Source organism: Perlucidibaca piscinae DSM 21586, assembly GCF_000420045.1.
Taxonomy (GTDB): domain Bacteria; phylum Pseudomonadota; class Gammaproteobacteria; order Pseudomonadales; family Moraxellaceae; genus Perlucidibaca; species Perlucidibaca piscinae.
Genome location: NZ_ATUE01000007.1, coordinates 239,485 through 255,263, shown reverse-complemented (window position 1 = coordinate 255,263; position 15,779 = coordinate 239,485). Strand labels below are relative to the sequence as shown.

The window sequence follows — 15,779 nt, the reverse complement described above, 5'->3', positions numbered from 1 at the left end:
AGGATTCTACGGGACAACCCGCTCCGGCTGCCAGCCCGCTCGGCACACGACTAATGGCATGAGCCGGCGGCAGCGCGCTGACGATCAGGATTCCGGCGTCAGCGCACCGGCGCAGGGCTCGCCCTGGCGACGGGTGAAGACCCAGTCATCCCCCCGGCTCAGGTCGGGGCTGAAACGGTAGCCATCGACGTCATAGGCCTGCAGCTGGTCAGGCTGGCTGATCCGGTTGCGGATGATCCAGGCAGCCATGCGTCCCCTCGCCTTCTTGGCAAAGAAACTGATGATCTTGAACTGGCCGTCCTTCTCGTCGCGGAACTGCGGAGTGACCAGGCGACCGGCCAGCTTCTTCGGCTGCACCGCCTTGAAATACTCCTGCGAAGCCAGGTTGATCAGCACGTCGTCGCCCTGCGCTGCCAGGTCGGCATTGAGCGCATCGGTAAGCTGCTCGCCCCAGAAGGCATACAGGCTGCGCCCGGCCGGATTGGCCAGCTCGGTACCCATTTCCAGACGATACGGCAGCATCAGATCGAGCGGACGCAGCACGCCATAAAGTCCGGACAGCATGCGCAGATGCTGCTGGGCATGATTGACGTCATCCAGCGACCAGCGCGCGACATCGAGGCCGGCGTAGACATCGCCCTTGAAGGCGAACAGGGCCTGACGCCCCGCCGGCTCGGCATACTCGGGGCGCCAGTCCTGGTAGCGGGCGACATTCAGGGCAGCCAGCTTGTCGGACAGCCCCATCAGGCTGGCCACCTGCGCCGGGGTCAGCGGACGCAGGATGTCGATCAGCTCGGAGGAGCGCGCCAGAAAGGCCGGCTGCGTGCTGGCCAGCCCGGCAGGCAGTGGCGACTCGTAATCCAGGGTCTTGGCGGGCGACAACACGATGAGCATGAACAACTCCGGACTCGGCCGATGTGGTGGCCGGTAGTATAGTGCGCCCACGCCCCCTGCACAGACTGAATCATGAGCCTGTCCTCCGCACCTGCTCCTGCCCTGGCCGACTGGCCGGACCTTGCCGTCACCGCCGAGGCCGTGATCGTGCTCAGCGACCGCGTCTGGCGCATCAGCGCCGGCAATCCCGGCCTGATGACCGGACCTGGCACCAACAGCTATCTGCTGCTGGGACCGGAGGCCGTGGCCGTGGTCGACCCCGGCCCGGCCGATGAGGCCCACTTCCAGGCACTGATGGCCGCTGTCCGGCACAGCGGTCGACCCTTGCGACACATCCTGCTCACGCACACGCACCGCGATCATTCACCGGGCTGCGCCGCCCTGGTGGCCGCCACCGGTGCCCGCGTGCACGGTCTGCCGCCGCTGGCCGAGGACCCCAGCCAGGACCGCGACACGGTCGTCGATGTCGAATTGCGCGGGCATTGCTGGGATGCCCTGGGCTGGCCGCTGACCGTGCTGCACACGCCGGGACATGTCGAGAACCACCTCTGTTTCGCCGACCTCGAACAGGGCTGGGTGATCACCGGGGACCACCTCATCCAGGGCTCCACGGTGGTGATCATTCCGCCGCACGGACGGCTGGCCGACTACATGGCCTCCTTGCGCCTGCTGCTGGACTATCCGCTGGAGGCCGTTCTGCCCGGTCACGGCCGTGTCATGACCGGTGCCCGCCAGGTCATCGCGGGCACGCTGGCGCATCGCCAGCAGCGCGAGGACAAGGTCCTGGAACGTCTGGCAGGCCAGCCGCCGCTGGCCCTGGCGGATCTGGTGCCGCTGGTCTATGACGATGTCGCGCCGTGGCTTCATCCGGTCGCACGCTTCAGCCTGTGGGCGCACCTGATCAAGCTCGAGGAGGAAGGCCGTGCCGTCTGCCGCAACGAGCTCTGGCAGTTGCAGGTCGCAGCTGGGGTAGAATAGCCGCCAACGCAATCCGGCCCGTGCAGCGGCGGGCCCCATCGAGCAAGGATTTCCGGCATGACCGATGAACGACTGACGCGACTGAAGACCGGTGCCTTCGAGCGTCGCCTGTCCATAGCCAAGGCCTCCATCGTGGCTGGCACACGCATGGCCGCCGCGTCTGCCGGGTCCATGTTCTCGGCCCCCGAAAACCGCGCCACGGCACGCCGCAAGGCGCTTGCGGAACAGGCCGACTATCTCGTCAACGAACTCGGCAAGCTCAAGGGCAGCGTGGTCAAGATCGGTCAGATGATGGCGCTCTACGGCGAACACTTCCTGCCGGTGGAAATCACCCAGGCCCTGCACAAGCTCAACGACAGCACCACGGCACTGACCTGGGCGTCGCTGGAGCCGCTGGTGCGGCAGCAGCTGGGCAGCCGCTTCGACGAGCTGGAGATTGATCCGGAGCCGCTGGGCGCCGCCTCGCTGGCGCAGGTTCACCGTGCCCGCCGCCGTCGCGACGGCCTTGAGCTGGTGCTCAAGATCCAGTACCCGGGCGTGGCGCAGGCCATCGATGCCGACCTCAACCTGGTCACGCACATGCTGCGCCTGACCCGTGCCGTGCCGCAGACACGCGACTTTGACGAGTGGCTGGACGAGGTGCGCATGATGATGCACCGCGAGGTCAACTACCCGCTGGAGGCCGAGACCACCCGTCACTTCCGCGACTATCTCAAGAACGACCCGCGCTTCATCGTGCCCCAGGTGTTTCCGGAATATTGCGGAGAGCAGCTGCTGGTCATGACCTACGAGCATGGCGTGCCGGTCAACAGTGCCCGCATCATGACCCTGCCACCGGAGCGCCGCAATGCCATTGCCCGCGCCGCGCTCGAGGTCTGCTGCCGCGAGGTCTTCGAGTGGGGGCAGATCCAGACCGACCCCAATTTCGGCAACTATCTGGTACGTCTCGGAAACGGCGCTGACCAGCCGGACCAGATCATCCTGCTCGACTTCGGTGCCGTGCGTGACTTTCCGGAAAACCTGCTGGCCCTGGCCCGCAACCTGACCAAGGCCGCCTATCGCCGTGACCGCGATGCCATGCGCCAGGCCATGGTCGGTTTCAAGTTTCTCGACAGCCTCAACAGCAGCACCCGCGAGAACTTCATCGACCTCGCCCTGCTCGCCTTCGAGCCGTTTGCCGAACCGGAGTTCGTGCCGGCAGAGGTACTCAATGCCAATGGCGACTACTGCTGGGCGCGCAGCCGCCTGCATGTGCGTGCCACGTCCCAGGCCGCGCGCTCGGCCGCCAGCCGCCACTTCGTGGTGCCGCCCAAGGAATTCATGTTCCTGACCCGCAAGCTCATGGGCGCCTACACGTTCATGACCGTGATGGACGCCCAGATCAAGGCCCGCGCCCTGCTGACGCCTTACATGTAAGGCGTCAGGCGCAGGAACAGGCCGGTCACCAGCACGCCGATACCGGCGATCTCCACCACTGACAGCGCCGCCATGAAGCCGTGGATCACCCAGCCCGGCAGATGGAAGCGTCCCAGCACATAGGGACGCGCCAGCTGGTTGCGGGTGTCATTGAGCCAGCCATGCACCAGGTAGGTGCCCACGGCCGCCACGAAGAACACCAGCGGCCCCGCCACCGACCACCAGGTCACTGCCACTGACCACGGGCTCAGCGCCGCCAGCACCGCCACCAGCAGACTGGCAAAGGCATAGAACAGCGATGTGCGATGCGCGACATCCACGTAATGCGGCGCCCGTGCCTGCGGGCTGCGTGCTATCGCCGCGTACTTCCACAAGCCGGTCAGCAGGCCAGTCATGAACAGGCCGCCTGCTGCCAGCAGGGCCAGACTGACCGCCTGGTGGTGGAGTTCGGCCGAGAGCAGCCAGGCATTCATCACGGTCGTGGTCATTCATTACACCCAAGTACAGTTGTTGATCTTTTGCAAAATATCACAGAGGCCATTATGGTACGCGTGACTTGACAGTCAGCGCGATCCGGCCGCGCCTTCACGCCAAGTAGCCGCAGCATCAGGAAGCCATCATGCGATTCACCGAAGAACACGACGCCCTGCGTCGCACCACGCGCCAGTTTGTTGAAAACGACGTCAATCCGCACGTCGACCAGTGGGAAGAGGCCGGCCGCTTTCCGGCCCATCAGCTGTTCAGGCGCATGGGCGATCTCGGTCTGCTCGGCGTGCACAAGCCGGTGGAGTATGGCGGCTCCGGTCTCGACTACTCCTACAACATGGTGGTGGTGGAAGAGCTGGGTCGCATTGCCTGCGGCGGCATTCCCATGGCCATCGGCGTGCAGACTGACATGGCGACGCCGGCGATTGCCCGTTTCGGCTCCGACGAGCTCAAGGACACCTTCCTGCGCAAGGCCATCACCGGCGAATACGTCTGCTCCATCGCGGTCAGCGAGGTGCATGCCGGCTCTGACGTGGCGGCCATCAAGACCCGCGCGGTCAAGGACGGCGACGACTACGTCATCAACGGCTCCAAGATGTGGATCACCAACAGCCTGCAGGCCGACTTCTTCTGCCTGCTCGCCAACACCAGCGATGAAGGTCCCTACAACAACAAGTCGCTGATCGTGGTGCCGTCGAAGACGCCGGGCATCTCCTTCTCCAGCCCCATCGACAAGCTCGGCCAGCGCAGCTCCGACACCGCGCAGGTGTTCTTCGACAACGTGCGCGTGCCGCAGAAGAACCTGATCGGCGCCGAGGGCATGGGCTTCATGATGCAGATGCTGCAGTTCCAGGAGGAACGCATCTTCTGCGCCGCCAGCGGCATCGGCGGCATGGTCAAGTGCGTCGAGCTGACCATCGATTACGCGCGCTCGCGCATGATCTACGGCAAGCCGCTGCTGGACCAGCAGGTGGTGCACTTCCGCCTGGCCGAGCTGATGACCGAGATCGAGGCCCTGCGCGGTCTGGTGCATTCGGTCTGCGAACAGCACATCGCCGGCGACAACGTCACCATGCTGGCCTCGATGGCCAAGCTCAAGGCCGGACGCCTGATGCGCGAGGTCACCGACAGCTGCCTGCAGTACTGGGGCGGCCAGGGCTTTACCTGGGACAACCCGATCGCGCGCGCCTACCGCGACGGCCGTCTCGCCTCCATCGGCGGCGGCGCCGACGAGGTCATGCTCGGCATCATCTGCAAGCTCATGGGCACCCTGCCTGGCAAGAAACGCTGAAAAACCATTGCGTTGCAGCGCAAATCAAACCGACGGATCACCATTCGTCGGTTTTTTACACAAACGCGGCAAAACACCAACCCGTGTTGATTGTTTTGTCAGCAGCCGGACTGGCAGCATGATCCTGTTTCCGGGCAAGGACGTCAGGAAGCATCAACGCCCATGCGTCCTGCGGTTTTGCCGCGACCTGCCCGGTACCTGATCATGAAGAAACAGCTGCTCGCCCTTGCCACCACCGCCGTGCTGACCGCCACCAGCGCGCATGCCAGCATTGATCCCGACCTGCAGCGCGCCAAGCGCGGGCCGGTCAGCAATTCCTACGTGGTCACCATTGATCTGGCCAAGGCTCGCAAGCAGTACGGCAAGGCCAATGGTCGTGACATCGCCGAAGCGATGGTGCGCGAAGTCGGCAATGCCCCGCTGCGTCATGTCTACGAACGCGCCATGCAGGGTTTCGCGGCGGGCCTGACCGCCGGCCAGGCCAATGCCCTGCGCAAGAACAAGTCGGTGCTGCGTGTTGACCAGGACCAGTATGTCGCGGTCGCCGCCACCCAGTCGTCGGCTCCCTGGGGACTGGATCGCATTGACCAGCCAACCGGTCTCAACGGCCAGTTCACCTACCCGGATGCCGCCGCCAACGCTGCCCACATCTACGTGCTGGATACCGGCATCCTCGCCAGCCACAGCCAGTTCACCGGTCGCCTCGGCACCGGCCGCAACTTCATCGCCAACGAGGATGGCGCCATCAACGCCACCAACACCAACGACTGCAACGGCCATGGCACCCATGTCTCCGGCACGGCAGCCGGCACCACCTATGGCGTCGCCAAGCAAGCCACCGTGCATGCCGTGCGCGTGCTGGGCTGCGATGGCGGTGGCACCGTCTCCGGCGCCATCGCCGGCATCGACTGGGTGATCAGTCACGTCAGCGGTCAGCGCAGTGCCGGTCAGGCCTGGCCGGCGGTGATCAACCTGTCGCTGTCGTCCAGCACCTACACGCCCTTCAATGACGCGGTGAAGAAGGCTGTCGCCAACCGCGTGCTGGTGGTTGCCGCCGCCGGCAACAGCAACGCCGATGCCTGCGCCTATTCCCCGGCCGGCACCCCGGAAATTCTCACCGTCGGCGCCACCAGCAGCAACGACGCCCGTGCCAGCTTCTCCAACTTCGGCAGCTGCGTTGACGTGTTCGCCCCTGGCGTCGGCATCCTGTCGTCGGTGCATACCGGCACCACCGCCACCGCCAGCTACAGCGGCACCTCGATGGCCGCACCGCATGTGGCCGGCGTGGTGGCGCACCACCTGACCCTGAACCCGTCCGCCACCCAGGAACAGGTCGCCACCCTGCTGATCAACGAGAGCGTCAAGGACATTGTCGGCAGCGAAGGCACCGGCTCGCCGGATCGTCTGCTGCAGATGCCGGCCGGCACCGTGCTGCCGCCGGCACCGCCACCCGAACAGCCAGCGGCCGCGCCATGCAGCAACTGCCAGCCCTACAGCGTGACAGCCAGTGCCGGCTCGGTCGCCACCCTGCCCTCCAGTGCCGGTTTCAGAACCACGCAGTCCATGGCACTTCGCGGCTACCTGCGCGCACCGAGCAACATGACCGGCAGGATTTTCCTCGACAAGCAGAACGCCAAGACCCGCAAATGGGCCAACGTCGCCTCCAGTGCCACTGGCAGCAGCGTCGATCTGACCTATTCGGCCGGCGCCGGGACCTACCGCTGGCGTGTCCAGGTGGTCAGCGGCAGCGGCAGCTACACCTTCTACGGCCAGCCGAACTAGACACTGCCCTTTCCGCTCCACCCGCTCGCCCCCGCACAGGCTTCCTGCCTGTCGGGGGCGAGTCCGTCAAGTCTTGCAGCATCTCCTTAGCACAGTTAAGTTAGCGTCCGACCGCGTGGAACACGCTTCCGCGCCCACCATTGCGTTGCACAGACGCTCGCCAGCAAGCGCCCCGAGAGGCTGCTGAGGACAAAAAGCATGACAACTCACGCCGACGTCATTTCTCCCATCGATGTGGCCCGCAAGCTGCCCGATCTGCTGCCGCGCCTGCCGCGCATGGTGCAAGGCCTGCTGCTTGCCAACAACACCAGCAATGACAAGACGGTAGGCCTGGCCTGGGCCTTCGAGCAGGCCGTGCGGGAAAATCCGCAGGGCGTCGCCATTCTTTACCGTGATGTCAGCTTCACCTACAGCGAATTCAACCAGTGGGCCAACCGCCTGGCTCACGTCTTCCTGCGCCAGGGCCTGAAGAAGGGTGATGTCGCCACGGTACTGATCGAGAACCGTCCGGAACTGCTGGTGACCGCGCTGGCGCTGAGCAAGATCGGCGTCATCGCCGCCCTGGTCAACACCTCGCAGACCGGCAAGGTGCTGACCCACAGCATCAACCTGGTCAAGCCGTCGGTGCTGGTCACCGGCGCCGAATGCGCCGCCAATGTCATGGACGTGCGTGCCGACCTGCTTCTCTCGGACAGCCAGCTGTTCTGGCTCGATGACGCCGACTGCAGCCAGCACGCCGGACAGGCCCCCGAGGGTCTTCGCAACCTGGCCGAGGAAGCTGTCGCCAGCCCCGGCTACAACCCGCCGACCGCGCAGCACATCCATCGTCTTGACGGTCTGTTCTACATCTATACCTCCGGCACCACCGGTCTGCCCAAGGCGGCCGTGTTCAACAACGGGCGCTGGATGAAGGCCTACGGCGGTCTCGGCTTCAGCCTCGGGCTGGGACGTGATGACGTGCTCTACTCGACCCTGCCGCTCTACCACGCCACCGCCATGGTGGTGTGCTGGGGCGCCGTCATTGCCGGTCGCAGCGGTCTGGCCATTCGCCGCAAGTTCTCGGCCAGTGAATTCTGGGATGACTGCCGCAAGTACAAGGCCACGGCCTTTGGCTATGTCGGCGAACTCTGCCGTTATCTGCTGGAAAAGCCGGCCGGTGAGGGTGACCGTGCCCATGCCGTGCGCAAGATGGTCGGCAACGGCCTGCGTCCGTCGATCTGGCGCCAGTTCAAGGAGCGTTTCGGCATCGAGGTGGTTGCCGAGCTGTACGGTTCCTCCGAGGGCAACGTCGGCTTCAGCAACATCTTCAATTTCGACAACACCGTCGGCTTCTCGCCCGTGCCCTACGCCATCGTCAAGTACGACAAGGAAGCCGAAGCCCCGGTGCGTGACAGGAAAGGCCGCATGATCAAGGTCAAGCAGGGCGAAGTCGGCCTGATGATCGGCGAGATCAGTGACAAGACACCGTTCGATGGCTACACCGACAGCGGCAAGAACGTCAGCTGCATCTTCACCGACGTGTTCAAGAAGGGCGATCGCTACTTCAACACCGGCGACCTCATGCGCGACATCGGCTTCCGCCATGCCCAGTTCGTCGACCGTACCGGCGACACCTTCCGCTGGAAGGGCGAGAACGTGTCGACCACCGAGGTCGAGAACATCATGACCGGCCACCACAGCCTGGCGGAGGCCGTGGTCTACGGGGTCGAGATTCCCAACACCAACGGTCGCGCCGGCATGGCCGCCATCACCCCGCACGCCGGTCACACGGTCGACTTCTCCAATCTCGCCACCTACCTGCGTCGCGAGCTGCCGCCCTATGCCGTACCGGTATTCCTGCGCGTCAAGGCGGCCATGGAGACCACCGGGACCTTCAAGTACCAGAAATCCGGCCTCAAGCAGGAAGGTTTCGATCCGTCACTGTGCGGCGACGAACCCCTGTTCGTGATGCTGCCCGGCAACAGCGACTTCGTGCCGCTGGATGCCGCTGTCCACGCGGACATCCTGGCCGGAAAATTCCGTTTCTGAGCATCACCCGCCTGCCGGCAGCACGCTGCCGGCAGGTTTCCGCACGGCCCTGACACGGCATCACGCCACTTTCACCCCGCCCCCCGGCAACTGCACGACCTCATTCTGCGGATTTCGTTCAAAAATCCGACATTTGGAATAACGAGACTTGTTCTCGCTCCGTGGAGCGTCTACAACGACGGCTGATCGTGTCCGCTTGCATTTCGGTTGTTCTTGAACGACCCTGAATCCGACAACGGATGGTTTCAACACCCCCCATGACGGGAGCAGTCAACGTGCCTATTCACCTTGCCCTGATGGCGTTCAGCCAGTTGCGGAGGCTCTGGTCATGACCGTTGTGGCCATTACCGGCATCGGTGGATCGCTGGGATTGCGTCTGGTGGAACGTACCATCGCCCTGGGCTGGAGCGTGCGCGGCATAGACCGGGATGCCACCGCAGGACTGCGCGCCCGTGCTCGCGGCGCCCAGGTGGTCATCGCCGACATCAATGACCGCGACGCGCTGCGTCGCTGCCTGGATGGCGCCGACGTGGTCATGCACACTGCTGCCCGGGTCGGGGAGGACGGTCCGCTTGCCGCGTTCGAACATGACAACGTGCATGGCACCGACTCGGTATGTGCGGTCATGGAGGAGCTTGGCCTGCGCCACCTGATCCATGTTTCCAGCGTGATGGTCTACGGTTTCGACTATCCGCCTGATGCCGACGAAGACACCGCCACCCAGGGCCAGGGCAACGTCTACAACACCACCAAGATCGCTGGTGAGCGGCTGGTCCGCGAGCGCATCGACGCCGGCACGCTGGATGCGGTGATCCTGCGTCCCAGCGAGCTTTACGGTCCTGGCTGCAAGGCCTGGGTGGATCGCCCGCTGGAGCTGCTGCGCAATCTGCAGTTCGCGCTTCCCGATCGCGGCCGCGGCGTGCTCAACCCCCTGCATGTCGACAACCTCATCGATGCCATGCTGCTGGTCTGGCAGCAGCTGCGCACCACGCCTGACACGGTGCGTGGCCAGGTCTTCAACATCACCGATGGCGTCACGGTGTCCTGTGCCGAGTTCTTTGGCTGGCATGCGCGCATGGTGCACAGGCCGCTGCCCCTGGTCAGCACGACGGCAGCGACGCTCCTGTTGCGCCTGGGCAAGCTGTTCTGGTGGGCCAGTGCACGCTTCGAACCCATTTCCAGCGAATCCCTGCGTTTCGTGCTGCGCCGGCATCGCTACGACATCAGAAAGGCGCGCGACGTGCTTGGCTATGTCCCGCATATCCAGCTCGATGCCGGCATGCGTGACCTGTTCCGTTACCGGGAGGTGGATGAGGATGTGGCTGTCGAGAGTGCCTCGTGACGTTCTGACCTTTCATGCCGTGTTCATGGCGGCGGCGATTCCTGCCGCCCTGACCGTGCAGGGACGCTGGCTGGGTCTGCTGCTGTGCCTGTGCGCCCTGCTCTACAACCTGGCTCTGCCGCTGTTCTGCCAGTGGCGCGGTGATCGCGAAGGACTCGCGCTGTGGCGCTTCCTGCTGCCGCTGTCAATCGCCCTGCCCTGCGCCGACTGGATGCTGGTGGAGCGCATGCAGACCCTGCAGTTCCCCGATCATGGCGCGCCTCGGCTGGGCGGTGCGGTGCCGATCTACTTCATGGGGTTCTGGATCATGCTGCTGTGGCCGCTGCTGCGCCTGGCCCAGGCTTGGCGGCACGGCTATCTGTGGACAGGTGCCAGCGGCCTGCTGGCGTTCGTGATCTGGGAGTGGGCCGCTCGACCGATGGCACTGTGGCATGCCGTCGACGTGACCCAGATTGCCGGTTTCGCGCTCTATCCGCTGCTGCCTGAGGCAGCGCTGTGCATGCTGGCACTCTGGGCCTGGCGCCAGTTGCGCCACCAGACCGCACTGGCACGGCTGATCGCCGGGCCGGCCATCGCCGTGTTCTATGCCGGCGCACTCAGTCTGGCGCTGCTCTGGATCGGCTGATCGCTGGATTGGCTGATCAAAAGACACCATCCACACCGGGCGGGCAGGCACGCCAGCCCGGCTTGACGATGCCTCAGGCCTGGTCGCCCAGGTAGCGCGCCTTGACCCGGGCCAGCGCGGCGCTGGCATCGATCTGGTCAGGATGGAAGTCGCGGCGGTAGAACGCCAGATAGGACGGGATCAGCTTGCGGAAATGCCCCGGCACGCCCCACATCTCGTTCACGGCCTTCAGCCACAGGCGCGGGCTGCTGGCCAGACCGCGGGTCTGCAGCAGACGCACCAGGTCAACGGCGGTGAAGCCGAGAAACAGCACGGTGACCATGGCCATCTCCGACAGTCGCAGCCACTCGTCATCCACGGTCTGCTTGTAGACGTCGAACGCCACCGCCTTGTGCTCGGCCTCCTCGACGGCATGCCAGGCCCACAGCTTCGCCATGCGCGGATCCATCTTCTCCAGCTCGCTGCCCGGCAGCAGGAAGCCTTCAGCCAGGATCGCGGTGAAATGCTCGACCGCCACCGTGTGCGCGAGCTGGCGCTCGGGCGAGAAGCGCTTCTTCATGAAGCGCATGAAGGCGCCGACATTGCGGTCGATGACGTCGATGGGCAGGCCGCGGCGCACCAGGAAATCGTTGAGCAGGCCATGCTCGCGGGAATGATGGCCCTCCTGGCCGATGAAGGCGCGCACCGCCTCCTTCAGCGCCGGATCGGTGAGACGGTCGCGGAAATGCCGCACCGAATCGATGAAGAAGCGCTCTCCTTCGGGGAAGCCGCCTGACATGGCCGACAGCAGCAGAGTCTTGAACGGGTCGTTGTCGTACCAGTACTCGGGAATGTCGTCGCTCAGGTCGAACTTCATGTGACGGACCTTGAGATCGTGCTGGCCAAGGGCGGCACGCTGCACGGCACGGGTATCGAGGGCGGCGGTCATGGGGAATTCCTCATCGTTGACTACCCGGTCAGAATACTGGTGCGCAATGCCGCCCCGTGAGATGCTGCGCGGACAACATGCTTGTCATTGGTGGCCACATGCGGAGGTCCGGTGTCCCTGCTGAGCTTGCCTGACTGGGCCGACCTGCCCAACACGCCGGTAACCTATCCGGCCACCTACCTGGCCATCGCCGGCGAACGCGGCCTCGATACCCGGGCGCTGCTGCAGACTGCGGGACTCGATCCGGCGCTGGTCGATGACCTGGGCGGACGGATCTCGCTGAGACGCTTCCTGGTCCTGCTCGAGGCCCTGCTGGACGCCACCGACGACACCGGTCTGGCCATCGAGGCCAGCCTGCGCATGCCGCTGACGGCGCATGGCAGCATGGGCTATGCCCTGCTCTGCGCCGACCGGCCACGCACTGCCATCGACATCCTCAACCGTTTCTGGTCGCTGCGCGGCCGCGGCATCTGCTTCCGCCACGAGGAGCATGACACTCGCCACGTCTTCGTGTTCGAGACCGAACTGGTGCTGCCCGAGCGGCTGCGCCAGCTCATGCTCGAGGCCACCACGCTGAGCTTCTGCCAGGGCGTGCAGTTCCTGCTCGGTCCGGAACCGCTGCAGGGCGAGGTCTGCTTCGACTTCCCTGCCGGCGCGCACGTCGACCGCCTGCGCCCGCGCTGCCCGCCGCTGCGTCACCAGCAACCGCGCACCTGCGTGGTGCTGCATGACACGGAGCGCTTCGAGCGCCGGCTGCTGACCGCCAATCCGGAGGGCCTGCAGCAGGCTCTGAGCCAGTGCGAGCGCGAACTCGCCCTGCTCGGCGAACTGGCCTCGGCACGGCCGCTGCTGGCACGCGCACGTGCCGAAATGCTGCTCACCGCCACCGGCTACCCGTCACCGGCGGAGCTGGCGCGCCGTCTGCACCTGTCACTGCGCACCCTGCGCCGCCAGCTGCTGCAACAGGGCAGCGGCTACCAGCATCTGCTCGACGAGGCCCGCCATCGCGATGCCCTGCAGCTGCTGGCCTCGCCGCAGCCGGAGATCGCCCGCATCGCCGGGCTGCTGGGCTACCGCGAACCGGCCAACTTCACCCGTGCCTTCCGCCAGTGGACAGGCCAGACACCCAGTGCCTTCCGGGCTCAGGCCCTGGCCGACCACACGCGTCGATAGGCACCGTCCGGGTCGTACTGCTCGGCCTGTCGACGCGGACAGAAACGGCGCACGCCACGCGGATCGGTGCCGCGCCCGGCCAGATAGAGCCAGTTGCCCTGGTTGCTGCAGGGGTCGTAATCCATCAGCTGCGACTCGAACCAGGCCGCCCCGGCCCGCCAGTCACCCGGCACATCATGGATCAGCCAGCTGGCGACCATCTGGCGCATCCGGTTGGACAGGAAGCCGGTGGCCGCCAGATCGCGCATCCCGGCATCGACGAAGGCCTGTCCGCTGCGACCGGCGCACCAGTCGGCGAACCGTCGGGCATCGTGACGCGGCGGGGGCAGCTGTCCAAGCCCCTCGACGCGGTACAGGCGACTGCCATGACGGGCATGCAGGAAGCGGAAGTAATCACGCCAGAGCAGCTCGAACCACAGCCAGTAGCTGCCGTCGCTGACACCGGCCTCGGCCTCGTGGTCGCGCAGCGCGGCGAACACCCTGCGCGGCGACAGCGCCCCGGTGGCCAGCCAGGGTGACCACTTGCTGGAATAGCTGGTGCCGGTCAGACCGTTGCGCGTGGCCTTGTAGGTCGGTGCCCGGTCATCGCTGAAATAGGCATGCAGATGACGCAATGCCGCCTGCTCGCCGCCCTGCCAGGCCGGCTCGGCATAAGGGAAGGCGCTGCGGGGATCGTGTGCCGGCTCCGGGCGCGCCAGACGCGGCGGAACATCCGGCACGGGGCAGGCTGCAGGCCGTGGTGGCAGACTGACTGGCTCGGGCAGGGGCTGCAGGGGCAGCACGCCGGCCTCCTCGATACGCACCCGGAATCGCGTGAACACGCCGGGCAGGTCGGCGACCGCAAACGGCAGCTGAGGCGGAGCGATCAGGGTCGCGTGCCAGATCGTCTGCACCGTGATGCCGGCAGCCCTGATCGCCCGCACCGCGTCCTGCTCCTGCGGACAGGGAATGTCCTCGCAGACGATGCGGCTGGCGCCGCAGGCCCGCGCCAGCGCCGGCAGCACCGTCTCCGGCGTGCCAGTGACGATCTCGAGGCCGTTGCCCAGGCGGCGCAGACTGGCGTCGAGATCGGCCAGCGTGTCGGCGAGAAAGACCTGGCGGTGCCGGCCGCGCGGCGCAAAGCCCCAGCGATCAGGCTGCTGCTGACGCGGATCGTCAACGAATACCGGCAGCAGCCGGGTGGCGTCACGCAGCGCGGCTTGCAGTCCGGGGTGGTCATGCACGCGGCAGTCGCTGCGAAACCAGTAGATGACGGTGGTCACAACGGAAGCTCCATCTGGTGGCGGGTATCCGGCCGGCTGGCAGACGCCCGGTTGCGCGCTGCCGGACGCTGGCGCGAGCCATGCCGCGTGATCACGGCTGCCTTGGCGGCACGCACCTCGGGATCGCCACGGCGCTCGAACAGTCGCTGACGCGCCAGCCGCGTGGCCTGCTCGAGATCGACAACCGGGGCCGGCAGTTCGTGGCCGACACGCAGGCCGTAGCGCTGCTGCAAGGACTCCGGCAAGCGCCAGGGCTCGAACAGCCAGGCATCCGGCAGCTGGCGCAGGGCCGGCAGCCAGCGCCGCACGAAGCGGCCCTGCGGATCATGGTCGCGCGCCTGCTTGATCGGGTTGTAGATGCGCGGAATGTTGATGCCGGTGGTGCCGGACTGCATCTGCAGCTGGCTCCAGTGAATGCCTGGCTCGTAGTCGACGAACTGCCGTGCCAGCCACTCGCCCACGGGCCGCCAGTGCAGCCAGAGCGGATAGGCGGCCACCGACACCAGCATGGCGCGCATGCGGAAGTTGATCCAGCCGGTGTGACGCAGCATGGCGACGCAGGCATCGACCAGCGGCCAGCCGGTGCGTCCCTCGACAAGCGCCGTGAAATGCGCGGGCTGCCAGTCGGCTTCGCGCAGACCGTCATAGCCGCGATGCAGATTGCGCCACTCCAGCTCGGGCTCGCTCTCCAGCTTCTGGATGAAATGGCAGTGCCAGTACAGCCGGCTGACGAAGGCATCGAGACCGCGACGCTGGAAGGCGGCATCCGGCGGCAGCCGTGCCCGTTGCGCACGGGTGGCCTGCACCACCTCACGCAGGCTCAGGCAGCCCCAGGCCAGGTAGGGTGACAGCCGCGAACAGGCCGTGGGCGCCGACAGCGGCGACGAGATGCCACCCCGGTAGCTGGCCGAGCGCTCGGTCAGGAAGCTGGCCAGCACCGCGTCGGCGGCATGACGACCGCCATGCTGTCGCCCGGGCGCGTCCTCGTCCGGCAGGCCGAGGCGCGTGGCGGATGGCAGCTGCCGGACCAGCTCGGGCCGGGTGTCGCCGGTGATGACATCGGGCAGCTGGTGGCATGGTACAGCCATCTGGGCCTCCCAGCCGCGCAGCCAGTGGTCGCGGTCGGCCAGCCCCCGGAACACGCCGAACTGGCGGTATTCACGGCATGTCACGCCCTGGTCGCGGCACCAGGCGCGCACCGCGCGGTCGCGTGCGAAGGTCCAGGCATTGCCGGTTTCCTCATGGGCATGGATGGCCGACAGACCGACGGTCCGGTGCAGATGGCGCAACACCTCGAGCACGTCGCCCTGCACCACGTGCAGGGTCAGACCGTGCGCGCGCAGATCGGCGGACAGGTCGCGCAGACTCTCGCGCAGGAAACCGTAGTGACGGGCGGAAACGTCGCTGCCTGACCAGTAGTCGGGCTCGATCACGTACAGGCACAGCACCTGTCCGTGCCGGGCCGCCTCCAGCAGCGGCTGGTGATCCTGGCAGCGCAGGTCACGCTTGAACCACACCAGTTGGCAGGGCATGTCCGGTTCCGATGGCAGGGAACCGGTATTTCACCGCTGGTG

At 66.1% G+C, this 15,779-nt stretch carries 13 protein-coding genes; 8 read left to right on the top strand and 5 right to left on the bottom strand.

Going from position 1 to position 15,779, the window contains the following annotated elements:
- Positions 1 to 84 precede the first annotated feature (84 nt).
- Positions 85 to 894, bottom strand: a complete 810-nt coding sequence (gene yaaA, locus F595_RS0108685; protein ID WP_022956476.1) for a peroxide stress protein YaaA — start codon at positions 892 to 894, stop codon at positions 85 to 87.
- Positions 895 to 966: 72 nt separating this feature from the next.
- Here yaaA and F595_RS0108680 point away from each other — a divergent pair, with 72 nt between their 5' ends.
- Together F595_RS0108680 and F595_RS0108675 are read left to right on the top strand one after the other, a co-directional pair.
- Positions 967 to 1,872: an MBL fold metallo-hydrolase gene (locus tag F595_RS0108680; protein ID WP_022956475.1), complete on the top strand. Its 906-nt coding sequence runs from the start codon at positions 967 to 969 to the stop codon at positions 1,870 to 1,872.
- A gap of 57 nt (positions 1,873 to 1,929) precedes the next feature.
- Positions 1,930 to 3,288: an ABC1 kinase family protein gene (locus F595_RS0108675; protein WP_022956474.1), complete on the top strand. Its 1,359-nt coding sequence runs from the start codon at positions 1,930 to 1,932 to the stop codon at positions 3,286 to 3,288.
- On the opposite strand, the gene F595_RS0108670 is transcribed toward F595_RS0108675, so the two are convergent.
- Positions 3,279 to 3,776, bottom strand: coding sequence for a hypothetical protein (locus F595_RS0108670; RefSeq protein WP_211213156.1), 498 nt, complete (start codon positions 3,774 to 3,776; stop codon positions 3,279 to 3,281). The two genes, F595_RS0108675 and F595_RS0108670, sit on opposite strands and share 10 nt — an antisense overlap.
- Before the next feature lie 131 nt (positions 3,777 to 3,907).
- On the opposite strand from F595_RS0108670, the gene F595_RS0108665 reads away from it, so the two are divergent.
- From F595_RS0108665 to F595_RS0108645, 5 genes are all read left to right on the top strand, one after another.
- Positions 3,908 to 5,065: an acyl-CoA dehydrogenase family protein gene (locus F595_RS0108665; protein ID WP_022956472.1), complete on the top strand. Its 1,158-nt coding sequence runs from the start codon at positions 3,908 to 3,910 to the stop codon at positions 5,063 to 5,065.
- Between the two features lie 204 nt (positions 5,066 to 5,269).
- Complete coding sequence (locus F595_RS13515; protein ID WP_169446998.1) at positions 5,270 to 6,847, top strand: S8 family peptidase; 1,578 nt, start codon at positions 5,270 to 5,272, stop codon at positions 6,845 to 6,847.
- 198 nt (positions 6,848 to 7,045) lie between these two features.
- Positions 7,046 to 8,875: a long-chain-acyl-CoA synthetase gene (locus F595_RS0108655; RefSeq protein ID WP_022956470.1), complete on the top strand. Its 1,830-nt coding sequence runs from the start codon at positions 7,046 to 7,048 to the stop codon at positions 8,873 to 8,875.
- 328 nt (positions 8,876 to 9,203) lie between these two features.
- On the top strand, positions 9,204 to 10,217 hold the full coding sequence (locus tag F595_RS0108650) for an NAD-dependent epimerase/dehydratase family protein (protein ID WP_022956469.1): 1,014 nt from the start codon (positions 9,204 to 9,206) through the stop codon (positions 10,215 to 10,217).
- The gene (locus F595_RS0108645; protein WP_156873848.1) at positions 10,192 to 10,842 is read left to right on the top strand and encodes a DUF6989 domain-containing protein; all 651 of its coding nucleotides are present in this window, start codon (positions 10,192 to 10,194) and stop codon (positions 10,840 to 10,842) included. The genes F595_RS0108650 and F595_RS0108645 overlap by 26 nt, the downstream gene beginning before the upstream one ends.
- Before the next feature lie 73 nt (positions 10,843 to 10,915).
- Here F595_RS0108645 and F595_RS0108640 read toward each other — a convergent pair whose 3' ends face one another.
- Positions 10,916 to 11,770 (bottom strand): metal-dependent hydrolase, encoded by an 855-nt coding sequence (locus F595_RS0108640; protein ID WP_022956467.1) that lies wholly within the window; start codon positions 11,768 to 11,770, stop codon positions 10,916 to 10,918.
- Positions 11,771 to 11,881: 111 nt separating this feature from the next.
- Here F595_RS0108640 and F595_RS0108635 point away from each other — a divergent pair, with 111 nt between their 5' ends.
- Positions 11,882 to 12,943, top strand: coding sequence for an AraC family transcriptional regulator (locus F595_RS0108635; RefSeq protein WP_022956466.1), 1,062 nt, complete (start codon positions 11,882 to 11,884; stop codon positions 12,941 to 12,943).
- Here F595_RS0108635 and F595_RS0108630 read toward each other — a convergent pair.
- Together F595_RS0108630 and F595_RS0108625 are read right to left on the bottom strand one after the other, a co-directional pair.
- Positions 12,913 to 14,205 (bottom strand): DASH family cryptochrome, encoded by a 1,293-nt coding sequence (locus tag F595_RS0108630; protein ID WP_022956465.1) that lies wholly within the window; start codon positions 14,203 to 14,205, stop codon positions 12,913 to 12,915. The two genes, F595_RS0108635 and F595_RS0108630, sit on opposite strands and share 31 nt — an antisense overlap.
- The gene (locus tag F595_RS0108625) at positions 14,202 to 15,737 is read right to left on the bottom strand and encodes an FAD-binding domain-containing protein (RefSeq protein ID WP_022956464.1); all 1,536 of its coding nucleotides are present in this window, start codon (positions 15,735 to 15,737) and stop codon (positions 14,202 to 14,204) included. The genes F595_RS0108630 and F595_RS0108625 overlap by 4 nt, the downstream gene beginning before the upstream one ends.
- Positions 15,738 to 15,779: the final 42 nt, after the last annotated feature.

Excerpts from the sequence above, each read along its gene's own strand:
- F595_RS0108655 (WP_022956470.1), top strand. The coding sequence starts at position 7,046 with ATGACAACTCACGCCGACGTCATTTCTCCCATCGATGTGGCCCGCAAG.
- F595_RS0108650 (WP_022956469.1), top strand. The coding sequence starts at position 9,204 with ATGACCGTTGTGGCCATTACCGGCATCGGTGGATCGCTGGGATTGCGT.
- F595_RS13515 (WP_169446998.1), top strand. The coding sequence starts at position 5,270 with ATGAAGAAACAGCTGCTCGCCCTTGCCACCACCGCCGTGCTGACCGCC.
- F595_RS0108675 (WP_022956474.1), top strand. The coding sequence starts at position 1,930 with ATGACCGATGAACGACTGACGCGACTGAAGACCGGTGCCTTCGAGCGT.
- F595_RS0108670 (WP_211213156.1), bottom strand. The coding sequence starts at position 3,776 with ATGACCACGACCGTGATGAATGCCTGGCTGCTCTCGGCCGAACTCCAC.
- F595_RS0108640 (WP_022956467.1), bottom strand. The coding sequence starts at position 11,770 with ATGACCGCCGCCCTCGATACCCGTGCCGTGCAGCGTGCCGCCCTTGGC.
- F595_RS0108665 (WP_022956472.1), top strand. The coding sequence starts at position 3,908 with ATGCGATTCACCGAAGAACACGACGCCCTGCGTCGCACCACGCGCCAG.
- F595_RS0108625 (WP_022956464.1), bottom strand. The coding sequence starts at position 15,737 with ATGCCCTGCCAACTGGTGTGGTTCAAGCGTGACCTGCGCTGCCAGGAT.
- F595_RS0108645 (WP_156873848.1), top strand. The coding sequence starts at position 10,192 with ATGTGGCTGTCGAGAGTGCCTCGTGACGTTCTGACCTTTCATGCCGTG.
- F595_RS0108680 (WP_022956475.1), top strand. The coding sequence starts at position 967 with ATGAGCCTGTCCTCCGCACCTGCTCCTGCCCTGGCCGACTGGCCGGAC.
- yaaA (WP_022956476.1), bottom strand. The coding sequence starts at position 894 with ATGCTCATCGTGTTGTCGCCCGCCAAGACCCTGGATTACGAGTCGCCA.